The 17657-nt window shown below is 48.1% G+C and carries 4 protein-coding genes; all 4 read left to right on the forward strand.

Going from position 1 to position 17657, the window contains the following annotated elements; genetic code table 11:
- The first annotated feature begins 260 nt into the window (after positions 1–260).
- From JK628_RS16055 to JK628_RS16070, 4 genes are read left to right on the forward strand one after another with little or no spacing between them, the layout of a single operon-like run.
- The gene (locus tag JK628_RS16055; protein WP_202285796.1) at positions 261–1127 is read left to right on the forward strand and encodes a helix-turn-helix domain-containing protein; all 867 of its coding nucleotides are present in this window, start codon (positions 261–263) and stop codon (positions 1125–1127) included.
- Complete coding sequence (locus tag JK628_RS16060; protein ID WP_202285798.1) at positions 1127–9319, forward strand: type I polyketide synthase; 8193 nt, start codon at positions 1127–1129, stop codon at positions 9317–9319. Before JK628_RS16055 ends, JK628_RS16060 begins: the two co-directional genes overlap by 1 nt.
- Positions 9319–11670, forward strand: a complete 2352-nt coding sequence (locus JK628_RS16065) for a PfaB family protein (protein ID WP_337249427.1) — start codon at positions 9319–9321, stop codon at positions 11668–11670. The genes JK628_RS16060 and JK628_RS16065 overlap by 1 nt, the downstream gene beginning before the upstream one ends.
- On the forward strand, positions 11670–17606 hold the full coding sequence (locus tag JK628_RS16070; RefSeq protein ID WP_202285800.1) for a hotdog fold thioesterase: 5937 nt from the start codon (positions 11670–11672) through the stop codon (positions 17604–17606). The genes JK628_RS16065 and JK628_RS16070 overlap by 1 nt, the downstream gene beginning before the upstream one ends.
- The last annotated feature ends 51 nt before the right edge of the window (positions 17607–17657 follow it).

The following is a 17657-nucleotide window of genomic DNA, read 5'->3' on the forward strand; positions in this document are numbered from 1 at the left end:
ACCTAGATCACTCTTTAACTTAGCTACGCGACTTACTACACAAAATAACACTTTAGAGTACAAGTGTTCACCGAATCTGGTCGTATCAGCGATTATTAAGTCCCAGGTGATTGTATTGCCCCGAAACCTGATGTAGTCTGCTCATCGATTAGTCAGAATATACCGACTTAATTACGATAAACAGTGAACTCTCGCGAAGTTTGCTAGTCATAAAAACGTAATCAAGTCCCAGTAGATTATTAACGGAAACCGCTAAATTGATGGCAGAGCTAGTTAATGAAAGTGTAAATTCGGCAAGCAGTAATCCGAATAAGCGTACGCAAAGTACCACTGAAACACGGCACAGCAATGCCACCACCACACCAGAGATGCGTCGATTCATCCAAGAGTCAGATCTCAGTGTCGGTCAACTTTCAAAAGTACTGAACATCAGTGAAGCCACTGTGCGTAAGTGGCGCAAGCGTGATTCGATAGAAAATACCCCTAATACGCCGCACCATCTCAACACCACCCTAACGCCGTTGCAGGAATATGTCGTGGTTGGACTGAGATACCAGCTGAAAATGCCACTGGATAGATTACTGACCGCAACCCAGAAATTTATCAACCCAAATGTGTCTCGTTCAGGGCTCGCGCGCTGCTTAAAGCGTTATGGGGTTTCTCGTGTCGGTGATATTGAAAGCCCACATGTGCCAATGCGCTATTTTAATCAGCTACCAATAACCCAAGGTAGTGATGTCAAAACCTATACCTTGCACTATGAAACGTTAGCGCAAACCTTGGCTCTGCCGAGTCCAGATGCGGACAGTGTGGTTCAAGTCGTCTCTTTGACTATTCCACCACAACTAACGGAAGAACAACCCAGTTCAATCCTGCTTGGCGTCGATCCTCACAGTGACTGGATCTACCTCGACATCTATCAAGATGGTAATACCCAAGCAACCAACAGATACATGGCTTATGTGCTTAAACATGGGCCGTTCCACTTACGAAAGTTACTTGTCAGTAACTATCACAGCTTTATGCAGCGCTTTCCTGGTGCGACGCCAAATCGCCACACCTCTAAAGATAAGCCCAAAACAAACAATAAGACGCCTGAAAACCAGGCATCCACTGGAGACTCATAATGAGCCAGACCTCTAAACCTGAACAATCATCAGCACCTGAGCAAGCACAAGACTCGCAAGCTGATACTCGCTTAAACAAACGCTTAAAAGATATGCCTGTGGCAATTGTTGGTATGGCGAGCATTTTTGCTAACTCGCGTTACCTCAACAAGTTTTGGGATCTTATCAGCGAAAAGATTGATGCCATCACCGAGTTACCACCCACTCATTGGCAAAAAGAAGATTACTATGACGCTAACAAAAGCACGCCAGATAAAAGCTACTGTAAGCGCGGCGGCTTTCTACCCGATGTCGATTTCAACCCAATGGAGTTTGGCCTGCCGCCAAATATCCTCGAACTGACTGACTCATCGCAGCTATTGTCATTGATCGTGGCAAAAGAGGTATTGGCTGATGCTAACCTGCCTGAAGGTTACGACAGAGATAAAATTGGTATTACCCTTGGCGTGGGCGGCGGACAAAAAATTAGCCACAGCTTAACGGCACGTCTGCAATATCCTGTACTTAAAAAAGTATTTGCCAATAGTGGTATTAGTGACGAAGACAGCGAAATGCTGATCAAAAAGTTCCAAGACCAATATGTCCATTGGGAAGAGAACTCATTCCCAGGTTCACTCGGTAACGTGATTGCCGGCCGTATTGCTAACCGCTTTGATTTTGGCGGCATGAACTGTGTAGTTGATGCAGCATGTGCAGGCTCTTTAGCTGCAATGCGTATGGCTCTTAGCGAGCTGGTCGAAGGCCGCTCAGAGATGATGATCACTGGCGGTGTCTGTACCGACAACTCTCCATCTATGTACATGAGCTTTTCCAAGACACCTGCATTCACCACTAATGAAACAATTCAGCCATTTGATATCGATTCAAAAGGGATGATGATTGGTGAAGGTATCGGCATGATCGCATTGAAGCGTCTTGAAGATGCTGAGCGCGATGGCGACAGAATTTACTCAGTCATTAAAGGCATTGGTTCATCATCAGATGGTAAGTTTAAATCTATCTATGCACCACGCCCTGAAGGTCAAGCAAAAGCACTTAACCGTGCCTACGACGATGCTGGTTTTGCGCCGCATACACTAGGCCTTATCGAAGCGCACGGAACAGGTACAGCCGCAGGTGACGCCGCAGAATTTGCCGGTCTCTGTTCAGTCTTCAGTGAAGGCGATGACACCAAGCAGCACATTGCTCTTGGCTCAGTTAAATCACAGATTGGCCACACTAAATCAACCGCGGGTACCGCTGGACTGATTAAAGCGGCTTTAGCACTACATCATAAAGTATTACCAGCGACGATTAACGTTAGCCAGCCGAGTCCAAAGCTTGATATCGAAAACTCGCCTTTCTATCTTAATACTGAAACGCGCCCTTGGTTACCACGTGTAGATGGTACGCCGCGCCGTGCGGGTATTAGCTCATTTGGTTTTGGTGGTACTAACTTCCACTTTGTACTAGAAGAGTACAAGCCAGAACATAGCCGTATCGACAGCGAAAAAGCAAAATATCGCCAACGCCAAGTCGCGCAAAGCTTCCTTGTTAGTGCTCAAAGCAAAGACGCACTCATTAAAGAGTTAAATGCATTAGCAGCCGCAAGCGCAGAATCAACCTTTAACCTTAAAGATGCCGCTGCAGACTTCGCAGTACGCGAGCTCGCCGCCAACGCACCGCGTATCGGTCTGGTCGCCAATAACGCCGCAGAATTGAGCACCTTTATTAAGCAAGCCGTCGCTAAGCTATCAACTAGTGATGACACTCAATGGCAACTACCCGGTGGCATTAGCTACCGTACTAGCGCCATTGTTGATGCTGCAAACAAAGCATCAGGCAAAGTGGCTGCATTATTCGCAGGACAAGGTTCGCAATATCTCAACATGGGACGCGACCTCGCTTGTTACTACCCAGAGATGCGTCAGCAATTAGTGACTGCAGATAAAGTGTTTGCCGCCAACGACAAAACACCACTATCGCAAATCTTGTATCCAAAACCTGTCTTTAATAAAGATGATGTGAAGACACAAGAAGCCGTATTGACTAACACAGCTAATGCGCAAAGCGCTATCGGCGCCGTTTCAATGGGCCAATATGCACTATTTACTGCAGCAGGCTTTAATGCCGATATGGTGGCAGGTCACAGCTTTGGTGAGCTAAGCGCATTATGTGCTGCTGGCGTTATTTCAGCTGACGACTACTACAAACTAGCCTTTGCCCGTGGCGACGCTATGGCAACTAAAGTCGCGGCTAAAGACGGTGTTGAGGCTGACACTGGCGCCATGTTTGCCATCATCCATAAAGCGGATGACCTGGCCACGCTTGAAAGCACTATCGCTAAATTCGATGGTGTTAAAGTTGCTAATTATAATGCGCCGACACAATCAGTCATTGCTGGCCCAACAGCCACTACGGGCGACGCTGCCAAGGCGCTTAGTGAATTAGGTTACAAAGCGATTAACTTGCCTGTGTCGGGTGCTTTCCACACCGAACTTGTCGGTCACGCTCAAGCGCCTTTCGCTAAAGCAATTGATGGCGCCAAGTTTACCAAGCCAAGCCGAGCGTTATATTCAAACGCAACTGGCGCACTTTACGACAGTACTGCTGCCAAGGTTAAGGCCTCGTTCAAGAAACATATGCTTCAATCAGTGCGTTTCACTGCGCAGTTAGAAGCGATGTTTGACGCTGGCGCACGAGTATTTGTTGAGTTCGGTCCGAAGAACATTTTGCAAAAGCTAGTACAGGGGACGTTGAGCGACAAGTTAAATGAACTTTGTATCATCTCAGTCAACCCAAGCCCTAAGGGCGATAGTGATCTGCAGCTTAAACAAGCCGCAGTGCAGCTCGCTGTTGCTGGTGTACAACTTGATAATATCGATCCATACCAGGCTGATATTGCTGCACCTGCAAAACGCTCACCGATGAATATCACACTAAACGCAGCTAACCATATTAGCCCTGCGACTCGCGCTAAAATGGCCAAGTCGTTAGAGACTGGCACCGTTAAAAGCACAACCATCATCGAAGAGAAAGTCATCGAGAAGGTTGTAGAGAAAGTTGTTGAAGTTGAAAAAATCGTCGAAGTGCAAACCGTTATTGAAAAAGAAGTAGAGAAGATCGTGGAGATTGCAGTACCAATGTCTAATGAGCATGTAGCGCCTAACGGCCAAGTCGCAGTGAGTACAATCGCACAGCCAGCAACAGTCAGTGTTAGCACTGATGCATTGTCGCAGTTCTTTGCCGCGCAGCAACAAGCTGCAGAGCTGCATCAGCAATTTCTTAGTATTCCACAGCAATATGGTGAGACGTTTACCAGCTTAATGACTGAGCAAACTAAACTAGCTGGTGCGGGTGTTGCTTTACCTGAAAGCTTGCAACGTTCGATGGAGCAATTCCATCAGCTACAAGCACAAACAGTACAAAGCCATACTCAATTCTTGGAAATGCAAGCAGGCAACAATAATGCCGCGCTTAACATGCTTAACGGCTCTGCGATTGTGAGTCCAGTTCATGCGCCGATTACTCAGAACCTTGCAGCAGCACCAACCCCAGCACTAGCAGCACCTGTTGTTGCAGCTATCGTTGCGCCAGAAGCAGCTCCTGTAGTTGCTCCAGTAGTGAATGCACCACACGTTACAGCGGCGCCAGTTCATCGCCAAGCAGCACCCGCTGCGCGTATCGAACCTATTGCCGCGCCAGTTGTTGCCGCACCAGTAGCTCCTACAGTAACTATTGGTTTGAGCGCGACTCTTTCTGCAGAGAAGGTACAAGCAACCATGCTTGAAGTTGTAGCAGAAAAGACCGGTTACCCAACCGAGATGCTTGAGCTTGAAATGGATATGGAAGCTGATTTAGGTATCGACTCTATTAAACGTGTTGAGATCTTAGGTACTGTGCAAGATGAGCTTCCGAGCTTACCTGAGCTAAGCCCAGAAGATTTAGCAGAGTGTCGTACACTTGGTGAAATCGTTAGCTATATGAACAGCAAACTCTCTACAAGTACCGCTGAAGGCTCTGCTCCTCAAGTTAGTGCAGCACCTGTTACAGCATCTAACGGTTTAAGTGCAGAAAAAGTACAAGCGACCATGATGTCTGTTGTCGCTGAAAAGACCGGTTACCCTACCGAGATGCTCGAGCTTGAGATGGATATGGAAGCCGATTTAGGTATCGATTCTATCAAGCGCGTTGAGATCTTGGGTACAGTGCAAGATGAGCTTCCGAGCTTACCTGAGCTAAGCCCAGAAGATTTAGCTGAGTGCCGCACGTTAGGCGAAATCGTTAGCTATATGAACAGCAAACTATCTACAAGTACCGCTGAAGGCTCTGCTCCTCAAGTTAGTGCAGCACCTGTTACACAATCTAACGGTTTAAGTGCAGAAAAAGTACAAGCGACCATGATGTCTGTTGTCGCTGAAAAGACTGGTTACCCTACCGAGATGCTCGAGCTTGAAATGGATATGGAAGCCGATTTAGGTATCGACTCCATCAAACGTGTTGAGATCTTGGGTACTGTGCAGGATGAGCTACCAAGCTTGCCTGAGCTTAACCCAGAAGATCTAGCAGAGTGTCGTACACTTGGCGAAATCGTGGCTTACATGAACTCTAAGCTGGCTGACGGCTCTCAACTTTCTAAAGGTGCCGCTGAAGGCTCTAGCGCTGCGGCGGCTCATAATATTAGTGCTGAGACAGCCTTGAGCGCACAAGAAGTACAAGCGACCATGATGTCAGTGGTTGCTGACAAGACTGGCTACCCAACTGAAATGCTTGAACTGAGCATGGATATGGAAGCTGACCTTGGTATCGACTCTATCAAGCGTGTTGAAATTCTCGGAACAGTACAAGATGAGCTACCTAGCTTGCCTGAACTCAACCCTGAAGATCTAGCAGAGTGCCGTACACTTGGCGAAATCGTGGCTTATATGGGAAGCAAGCTTCCAGCTGAAGGCTCTATGAACTCTCAGCCAGCTAGCACTGCAGCTCCTCAAGTTAGTGCTGCACCTGTTACAGCATCAAACGGTTTAAGTGCTGAAACAGCCTTGAGCGCACAAGAAGTACAAGCAACAATGATGTCAGTCGTTGCAGACAAGACCGGCTACCCAACTGAGATGCTTGAACTGAGCATGGATATGGAAGCTGACCTTGGTATCGACTCTATCAAACGTGTTGAAATTCTCGGGACGGTACAAGATGAGCTTCCAGGCTTACCTGAACTAAACCCTGAAGATCTAGCTGAGTGTCGTACTCTTGGCGAAATCGTAGCTTACATGAACTCTAAGCTGGCTGATGGCTCTCAACTTTCTACAGGTGCCGCTGAAGGCTCGCTCTCTGCAGAGAAAGTACAGGCCACCATGATGTCAGTGGTTGCTGACAAAACTGGCTACCCAACTGAAATGCTTGAACTGAGCATGGATATGGAAGCTGACCTTGGTATTGACTCTATCAAGCGCGTTGAGATCTTAGGGACGGTACAAGATGAGCTTCCAGGCTTACCTGAACTAAACCCAGAAGATCTAGCTGAATGTCGCACCTTAGGCGAAATCGTTAGCTATATGAACAGCAAGCTGGCCAATGCAGGTGCTGCGGTATCTGGCGCAGTTAAATCAGTTGCCAACACGATTAGCACTTCTCTTGAACTACCACCTCACAGCGAGGTGGCACTAAAAAAGCTTAGTGCGGCGGACAAACTAGAAAGCTGTTTCGCCGCAGACACAAACGTTGTGATCACAGATGATGGCCACAACGCAGGTGTACTAGCAGAGAAACTGGTTAAACAAGGGCTAAAAGTGGCTGTTGTTCGACTAACCGAAGGCAATGCTCATTCACCACTTTCAAGCGATGTAGCAAGCTTTCAAGCAACATCAGCTGACGAAGCCGGTATTAACGCTGTCATTGCACAAATCGAGCAACAACTCGGTGCAATCGGTGGATTCATCCACCTGCAGCCAGAAGCCAGTGATAGTAATCAAGGCGACGCAGTAAACTTAAATGAGCAAAGCTTTAACCACCTGAGCCAAGCGTTCTTATGGGCTAAACTGCTACAACCGAAGCTTACTGTCGATAACAATGCCCGTCGTTGTTTCGTAACAGTCAGTCGTATTGATGGCGGCTTTGGCTACCTCAATACTCAAGCATTACAAACTGCTGAGCTTAACCAAGCCGCGTTAGCAGGATTAACTAAAACACTCGGTCACGAATGGCCAACTGTTTTTTGCCGCGCATTAGATATCGCCACCGATGTTGATGCAACGCACTTCGCAGATGCTATTACCAGCGAGCTTTTTGATGCCAATACCCAGTTACCTGAGGTTGGTATTGCAACAGATAAGCATGGCGATATTGGCCGCGTAACGCTAGTTGCAGGCGACGCGAGCAATAAAACCGCTAAAGCAGAGCTAAACAGTTCAGATAAAATACTGGTGACCGGGGGAGCAAAAGGCGTCACATTCGAATGTGCACTCGCCTTAGCCCGTCGTACTCAGTCTCACTTTATCTTAGCCGGTCGTAGTGAATTGCAAGCATTGCCAAGTTGGGCTGCGGGTAAGCAAACCAGCGAGCTTAAATCTGCCGCCATTGCGCATATTATCGCAACGGGTCAAAAGCCAACGCCAAAGCAAGTTGATGCCCTAGTGTGGCCAGTGCAGAGCAGCATTGAGATCAACACTGCACTCGAGGCTTTTGCTAGCGTCGGCGCATCGGCTGAATACGTCAGCATGGATGTCACCGATACCACTGCAATTAGCGCAGCACTAAAAGGCCGTTCAAGCGAAATAACCGGTCTAATTCATGGTGCAGGCGTACTTGCTGATAAGCATATTCAAGACAAAACACTGGCAGAGCTTGCGCGAGTTTACGGTACTAAGGTTAATGGCCTTAAAGCACTGCTTGCGGCACTTGAGCCAAATAACATCAAACTGCTAGCGATGTTCTCATCGGCTGCAGGTTTTTACGGTAACACTGGCCAAAGTGATTACGCTATGTCTAACGACATCCTTAACAAGGCGGCACTGCAGTTCACTGCTCGCAACCCACAAGCTAAAGTCATGAGCTTTAACTGGGGACCTTGGGATGGCGGCATGGTTAACCCTGCATTGAAGAAGATGTTCACCGACCGCGGTGTATATGTCATTCCTTTGCAAGCTGGCGCAGAACTGTTTGCTACTCAGTTACTCAGTGAGACTGGGGCGCAGTTGTTAATTGGTACCTCTATGCAAGGCGCTGACGCTGCGACTGGAGCTGCATCTGTAAAAAAGCTTAATGCGGGTGAGGTGCAAACTGCATCGCGCTCGCAGCATGCAGCAAAAAATACCGGACACGGCCAGCTAACCGCAGTCACATTGACTCGTCGCCTTAACCCCAATGCATTGGTCTTTATCCAAGACCACCGCATTGGCGGTAACCCTGTGCTACCGACAGTGTGTGCTATCCAATGGATGCGCGAAGCGGCAAGTGAAATGTTAGGTACTTGCGTAAAAGTAATTGATTACAAATTACTAAAGGGCATTGTATTTGACGACTTAGAGCCGCAAGAGATGACGCTAGCGTTAACGCCAACAGATGACGGCAAAACGCTTAGCGCCCTCATTAGCTGCCAAGGTCGCCCGCAATATAAAGCGACACTAATCGCCAGCAGTGACAGCGACTTTGACACTGCATCGGTCCGCGCAGAGCCGCTAACGCCAGCTATGTATGCGTTAGATGCAAGCCAAGCGGTAACATCGGCGGCTACCCTGTATGCAAACGGTACACTGTTCCATGGACCGCGTTTGCAGGGAATTGACACCGTAACGCAATTTGACGACAACAGTTTAATCACCACAGTGAAAATCGCTGAGGTTGATGCTACTGACTGCGGTCAGTTTGTTGCACAATCGCATGTTGGTGGCTGTCAGCCCTTTGCTGAAGACTTGTTACTGCAAGCGATGTTAGTTTGGGCAAGACTTAAACATGGCGCTGCTAGCCTGCCCTCATCAATTGGTGAGTTTGTGGTAAACAGCCCAATGGCATTTGGTGAGCGCGGCTTTATTAAGTTAGATGTGGTTAAAACTAGCGCTCGTTCGCTAGCGGCTAACGTGGCTCTGTACCATGAAAATGGTGAGCTAAGCGCTAAGATGACCGCGGCTAAAGTGACCATTAGTAAGAGTCTGAATGATGCGTTTATCGCCCATTCAACTCTTGCGATTGACAAAACACTTAACGAGGCTAAATAGTGACCACTAAACCACTAAGCCCAGCAGCTGAGCCAGCCGCAGACAAAATTGCGATGCCACTACGCATCGCACTTTTGGTGTTGCCATCAATAGAGCTAAACAATGATGAACTGGCGGCATTGCTGCCAGAACTTAACCGCCCTGATGTTAACAGTTCAGGACTAGGTTCTGCACAAGGCGCTTCGTTAGTCGACAGTATTGTGAAGATCACTGTCGATGACTTTAAAGATGCCAGTTTTGAAAAACAGTTAGACCGAACGATTAACGCTATTGAAGATGGCAAGTTAGTACAGCTAAACACAACCGAGCATGCGTTATTAATGATGCCCGCGTTGAAAGCGGCCCAGCTTAGAATACATCCTCACGCACAGCTCACAGCCATGCAGCGAACAAGTAGCAACAGTAGCAACAGTAGCAACAGTGCCGATAGCAGCTTGACTCGCGCACTCGCTCAGGCAAAGCGTGACAGCGCACATTTAAGCAAGCTTGAGCAGCATAGTGATCTTGATAGTAAGGCGCAGTTCGCAGCCATGCATCAACTCATTAGCCAGCTTGCCAGTCGCACTCACTATCGAGACGAGTTAAATGATGGCGTTGCATTAAGCGCAAAACAAGCCAGAAGCCATTATTGGTTTACCGAGTATCATCAAGCACGCGTAGCAGCGATTAGCTTTAACAATGGTCCGCAATCGGTGAGCTTTGTGATAGCCCAAGGCACTGGTTTTATCGCGGCTAAATCTTTGCTTAATCATCAGCGTTTGCAGTTTATCGTGTGCGGTGACAACCAGGCAGAACTTAACCAAGCAATTACCACCTTAGCGGCAGAACTTAAATCACTGACAGCCGAGCATACTAATATCAGCGTGTTGCAAGCGATGGTCAATAATTTAAGGCAGTACAGAACAAAGAGCAAAACAAAGAGCACTAAAACAAGTGCTAAAGCTCAGCTTTGTGCCGTACTCAATGCCAACTCAATTGAGGCTATGCTACTTGAACTGAATGCATTAAAGGCGGCCGTGGCTAAAACCATTGCGGAGCAGACACAGTACAAAACCCCAAGCGGCAGTTACTTCACCGCTCATGCTTTGGGCAACCAAGCCGAAGCGGGCCTCGCTTTTGTCTACCCAGGCGTCGGTACGGTTTACGCCGACATGTTAAGTGAATTGCATCAATACTTTCCAGCGCTATACGCCAAACTTGAACGTGAAGGCGATCTAAAATCTATGCTGCAAGCTGAGCAGATCTATCATTTAGATCCCAAGCGTGCTGCCGCGATGGACTTAGGTGACTTAGCCATTGCTGGTGTTGGCAGCAGTTATATTCTGACGCAACTATTAACCGATGAATTTAAGGTTAGCCCAGACTTTGCATTGGGGTACTCTATGGGTGAAGCGTCGATGTGGGCCAGCCTTGGGGTGTGGAAAAACCCCCATGACTTGATCAGTAAAACCCAAACCGATCCCCTCTTTACCTCAGCAATATCAGGTAAATTGACCGCCGTCAGACAAGCATGGCAACTGAGCAATAATGAACCCGATATTGTCTGGAACAGTTTTGTGGTCCGCAGCCCAGCAACGCCTATCAAAGCCTTGCTAGTCGATTACCCGCGCGCATATATTGCGATTATTCAAGGTGATACCTGCGTCATCGCTGGCTGCGAAAGCCAGTGTAGAGCGCTACTGTCTGCACTGGGTAAGCGTGGCATTGCTGCCAATCGAGTCACCGCCATGCATACTCCACCCGCAATGGAGGAACATAGCAATGTGGTTAGCTTCTACCAGCAACCGCTTCGAGACGAGCTACCAAATAAGATTAAATTCTTAAGCGCAGCAAACCTCTGTGGTGAACCACGCCATCAAGCGATTAATAAGGTTGGTAGCCAAGCGAATCACCTCAATAGTCATGTTGTCGCTCAATCGATTGCCGACACCTTTTGCCATACCTTGGACTTTACTGCGCTTATCCATAGCGCCCAACGTCAAGGTGCAAAGCTATTTGTTGAGCTAGGGGCTGACAGACAAAACTGCACTTTAATCGACAAAATTGCTAAGCAAGACAGTCAAGATAAAAACGCGGCGGCGCTACTTGAAAACGCACCTTGTTGCACAGTGCCAATGAATGCAAAAGGCAGCAGCGATGCCATCAACTTAATAAAAGCACTAGGGCAACTCATTAGTCATGGCGTGCCACTGTCAGTCACACCGCTTATTGATGGACTCGCTCGCGAGATCGCCCGCACCACCTTATTGAGTAAACAGCGACCCAATAGTAAGTCTGGCCAAGGCCAACAAGATAGCAGCAACGCTATCGCTTCGTCCTATGACACTACATCACTCAAAGGGGAAGTCTAATGTCTTTAACAGACAACACTTCTAACCACGTTTCGAGTAAAACCAATACCTCGAGCAAGCAAAGCAAGATTGCCATCGTCGGTTTAGCCACTCTGTACCCAGATGCTAAAACCCCGCAGCAGTTTTGGCAGAATTTACTCGATAAGCGAGATTCTCGCAGCACCTTGACCGATAAAAAGTTAGGCGCAAACAGCGCTGACTACCAAGGTGTGCAAGGTCAGTCAGACCGTTTTTATTGTGATAAAGGCGGCTACATTGAAAACTTCAGCTTTGACTCAGCCGGTTACAAACTATCTGCCAATAGCCTAGCAGGCTTAGATCATAGTTTTTTATGGGCACTCGACACCAGTCGTAAGGCCCTAGAAGATGCTGGAATTTCGCTTGATAACAATGAATTACTCGGCCGTACTGGCGTTATCATGGGCGCCTTGTCTTTTCCGACAGAGCGTTCAAACGACCTATTTCTACCGATTTACCACAGCGCAGTAGAAAAAGCGCTGCAAGATAAATTAGCTAGCAGCAATTTTAAGCTCAGCCCAACCAATGCAGCCACAGCGCGAGCCAATAATGAAGCCACGCTTGAGAGTGCTAACGGCGCGATTGCCCACAACACCTCTAAAGTAGTTGCCGATGCATTAGGCCTTGGCAGCACCCAGCTTAGTCTTGATGCAGCTTGTGCCAGTTCGGTTTACTCACTCAAACTAGCCTGTGATTACCTAAGCACTGGCAAAGCAGATGTGATGCTCGCGGGCGCGGTCTCTGGCGCAGACCCCTTCTTCATCAATATGGGTTTCTCAATCTTCCATGCTTACCCAGATCATGGCGTATCAGTGCCATTTGACGGTGATAGTAAAGGCTTGTTCGCCGGCGAAGGCGCTGGCGTACTCGTGCTTAAACGTCTTGAGGATGCCGAGCGTGACAACGACAAAATATACGCCGTTGTCAGTGGTGTGGGTTTATCCAATGACGGTAAAGGCCAGTTTGTACTGAGCCCGAACCCTAAAGGTCAGGTAAAAGCGTTCGAGCGTGCCTATGCCGCCAGTGATATAGAGCCAAAAGATATTGAAGTGATTGAATGTCACGCCACAGGAACGCCGCTTGGAGACAAAATTGAGCTCACCTCAATGGAGAGTTTTTTTGAAGACAAGCTGCAAGGCTCAAGCGCGCCACTTATCGGCTCAGCAAAATCTAACCTAGGGCATTTGCTCACAGCTGCAGGTATGCCCGGGATCATGAAGATGATCTTTGCCATGAAAGAGGGCTTATTACCGCCAAGCATTAACATTAGCGATGCAATTGCATCGCCTAATAAGCTATTTGGTAAGGCAACGATGCCCAGCTTGGTTCAAGGTTGGCCGGATAAAGCCAGCAATAAGACAGCAGGTGTTAAAACCCGTCATGCCGGTGTGTCAGTATTTGGTTTTGGTGGTTGTAACGCCCACCTGTTACTTGAATCGTATACGCCAAGCTCCGCTGACGCTCCCAAGCTAAAAGCAGCTCTTGCAGATTTAGCTGCACCAGTGACACCAGCGCCGCTTAAAATTGTCGGGCTAAGCTCGCACTTTGGTCCTCTGAGCAATATTAATCAGCTGGATGCGGCGATTGCGAATAATAGCGATGCCTTTATTGCCCTGCCAGCCAAGCGTTGGAAGGGCTTGGAAAAACACCCAGAATTATTGGCTCAGTTTGGCCTAAACTCAGCGCCCAAAGGCGCTTATATTGATAATTTCGAGCTGGATTTTTTACGCTTTAAACTGCCACCTAATGAAGATGATCGTTTGATCTCACAGCAGCTAATGTTGATGCGAGTCACCGATGAAGCTATTCGTGATGCCAAGCTTCAACCTGGCCAAAAAGTCGCGGTATTAGTGGCAATGGAAACCGAGCTTGAACTGCATCAGTTCCGTGGCCGCGTTAACTTACACACTCAGCTGCAACAAAGCCTTGCTGGTATTGGCGTGAACTTAACAGCCGATGAGTATCAAGCACTCGAAGCGATTGCGATGGACAGCGTACTTGATGCTGCAAAACTGAATCAGTACACCAGTTTTATTGGCAACATCATGGCATCTCGCGTGTCATCGCTATGGGACTTTAATGGTCCAGCCTTTACCATATCGGCAGCTGAGCAATCGGTAAGCCGCTGTATTGATGTGGCGCAAAACCTGATTGCTGAAGATAACCTTGATGCCGTGGTCATTGCTGCTGTGGACTTGTCTGGCAGCTTCGAGCAGGTGATCTTAAAGAACAGTATCGCTCCAGTGGCCATGACGCCTAATAGCAAGTCCGCAAGCCAGAATAGTTGGAGTGTGGGTGAAGGTGCCGGCGCGGTTGTCTTGGTCAAAGATGAAAGCACATCTGGTCGCGCCTACGGTCAAATCGATGCATTGGCATTTGGTCATGCGCAGCGGTTATCTAGCGTTACCGATACCCTTTTAAGCCAAGCTGCAACCGATAACGCCAGTGTTAATGTGCTTGAAACCAATATTGCCCCAGGCAGTTTAGCCACCGAGACGGCAAGCTATTCGCTTAGCGCTGCGTTCCCTAACGCAATTGCCACCAGCGCAGATAGCCGTGTTGGCCACTGCTTTGCCGCGGCGGGTATGGCAAGTTTGCTACACGGGTTATTAAATGTTTCGCACGCTGCCGTCTCCAATAGCAAAGCTATAGTGACTAACGTGAGTGAGGATCAAGTATCTCAGTTGCTGCTAAGTCAGAGCGATATCGAGCAGCAAGCGCTACGTTCACGTTTGGCGAGTGAGCTAAAATCAGACGCCAAGCATCAGCTGGTAAAACAGGTGACCTTGGGTGGCCGCGACATCTACCAGCATATTTATGACGCACCGTTAGCCGAGCTAAGCTCGATTCAGCACAAATTTGCCAATGGCAGCGCTTCTAGCGTAAAGCCGCTGCCAATCAAACCTATTATTGCCAGAGCGCAACAGACAGCTCAGCAATCTACCTTACCTATGAGTACAACTACAGCCCCCGTTCAAGTAACGGCTGCGGTTTCGACTCACGCATTAGGCACTTCATCTATGACGACTCAAGTTAAACCGACTCAAATAAGTAATACTGTCACCGCAATTGATGGATCTGCAGCTGACTTAACTGCGTTCCAACAGAATCAGCAATTAGCGCAGCAAGCGCATCACGCCTTTCTGAAAAGTCGCTCCGCGGGAATGCAGGTTGCCGACGCACTGTTAAAGCAACAACTTGCACAAGTGACTGGCCAATTATCCGGACAAGCGCCGGTGTTAACCACTCCTGTCGTTAAACCGGCTGCGCCAGCAAGCGCTGCTAACGTCGCGGTTATTGCGCCGGATCATGCCAACGTAGCGCCTTATATAGCCCCAACAGCTGCGCTTAAGCCTTGTATTTGGAACTACGCCGATCTTGTAGAGTATGCAGAAGGTGATATTGGCAACGTATTTGGCAGTGATTACGCCATCATCGATAGCTACTCGCGTCGCGTTCGCCTACCCACCACCGATTACCTACTGGTATCACGCGTAACCAAACTTAACGCCACCATGAACGAGTACAAGCCTTGTTCAATGACCACTGAATATGACATTCCAGTGGATGCGCCCTACTTAGTCGATGGTCAGATCCCATGGGCCGTTGCGGTAGAGTCTGGTCAATGTGACTTGATGTTGATCAGCTACTTAGGTATCGACTTTGAGAACAAGGGTGAGCGTGTTTATCGCCTACTTGATTGTACCCTGACTTTCCTTGGCGATTTGCCACGTGGCGGCGACACCCTGCGTTACGATATTAAGATCAACAACTATGCCCGTAACGGCGAAACACTGTTGTTCTTCTTCTCTTACGAGTGTTTTGTTGGCGATACTATGATCCTTAAAATGGACGGTGGTTGTGCTGGTTTCTTCACTGATGAAGAACTGGCTGACGGCAAAGGTGTTATTCGCACCGAAGATGAGATTAAAGCCCGTAGCTTAGCAGTTCAGAAAACCTTTAACCCGCTGCTTGATTGTCCTAAAACCAGCTTTAGTTACCCTGAGATCCATAAACTTCTCAGTGCAGATATCGAAGGCTGTTTTGGCCCTAGTCACCAAGGGGCTGCGCAACCGTCGCTTTGTTTCGCATCAGAGAAGTTTTTGATGATCGAACAAGTAAGTAAGCTTGACCGCAATGGCGGTACCTGGGGCTTGGGACTCATCGAAGGCCAAAAGCAACTTGAGGCAAATCACTGGTACTTCCCTTGTCATTTCCAAGGTGACCAAGTGATGGCGGGCTCACTGATGGCTGAAGGTTGTGGTCAGCTGTTACAGTTCTATATGCTGCACCTTGGCATGCATACGCAAACCAAAAACGGTCGTTTCCAACCTCTTGAAAATGCCTCGCAGCAAGTGCGTTGCCGTGGACAGGTATTGCCACAATCTGGCGTACTGACTTACCGCATGGAAGTGACCGAGATTGGCTTTAGCCCTCGCCCCTATGCCAAAGCCAATATCGACATTTTGCTAAACGGTAAAGCCGTGGTTGATTTCCAAAACTTAGGCGTGATGATCAAAGAGGAAGACGAGTGTGTTCGCTATCCGCTAGCGCCTGCGGCGTCTCTCAGTAAAGAGTCTACGAGTGCTCAAGCAACTGCGACTCTTACTAATGACCAAGCGCCTACGGCTTCTCTCAACAAAGGCTACCAACCGGCATCGATTAACGCTCCATTGATGGCGCAAATCCCTGATTTGAGCAAAGAGCCCAACAAAGGCGTTATCCCTATTTCACACGTCGAAGCGCCAATCACGCCGGATTATCCAAATCGTGTGCCTGATACCGTGCCGTTTACGCCGTATCACATGTTTGAGTTTGCCACGGGCAACATTGAAAACTGCTTCGGACCAGAGTTTTCAATCTATCGCGGCATGATCCCTCCACGTACTCCGTGCGGCGATCTACAAGTGACCACACGAGTCATTGAAGTCAATGGTAAACGCGGCGAGTTTAAAAAGCCTTCATCATGCATAGCTGAGTACGAAGTGCCAAACGACGCTTGGTATTTCGACAAGAATAACCACGCTTCGACCATGCCTTACTCGATATTGATGGAAATATCCTTGCAACCTAACGGCTTTATTTCAGGTTACATGGGCACTACATTAGGTTTCCCTGGACTTGAGCTGTTTTTCCGTAACCTCGATGGTGCAGGTGAATTGCTGCGTGAAGTGGATTTACGCGGTAAAACCATTCGCAATGACTCTCGTTTACTCTCTACCGTAATGGCTGGCACCAACATCATCCAAAGCTTCAGTTTCGAGCTCAGTACCGATGGTGAACCCTTCTATCGCGGCACTGCGGTATTTGGCTACTTTAAAGGTGAAGCACTGAAAGATCAGCTTGGTCTCGATAATGGTAAAGTCACTCAACCTTGGCACGTTGCTAAAGGCATTGCCGCTGACACCACCGTCAACCTACTGGACAAAGGTGCTCGTCACTTTAATGCTCCAGCAAGCCAACCGCATTACCGTTTGGCCGGTGGCCAGCTTAACTTTATCGACAGTGTCGAGATTGTTGATAATGGCGGCACAGCAGGTTTAGGTTATCTGTACGCTGAGCGCACGATTGACCCAAGCGATTGGTTCTTCCAGTTCCACTTCCATCAAGATCCAGTGATGCCTGGCTCACTAGGTGTTGAAGCGATTATTGAAACCATGCAAACTTATGCGATTAGCAAGGATTTGGGTGCGGGCTTTAAAAATCCAAAGTTCGGTCAAATATTGTCGAACATCAAATGGAAGTATCGTGGTCAGATAAACCCACTGAACAAGCAGATGTCTATGGATGTCAGCATCACTTCCATCGAAGATGACAGTGATGGCAAGAAAGTCATCACTGGTAATGCCAGCCTAAGTAAAGATGGCCTGCGTATTTATGAAGTGTTTGATATTGCAATCTCTATCGAAGAAGCCTAAAAGCTAGGCTTTTTTGCTTAATTAATGACTAAAGGAGAGCGCTTTAGTCAT

Source organism: Shewanella sp. KX20019 (assembly GCF_016757755.1).
GTDB lineage: Bacteria > Pseudomonadota > Gammaproteobacteria > Enterobacterales > Shewanellaceae > Shewanella.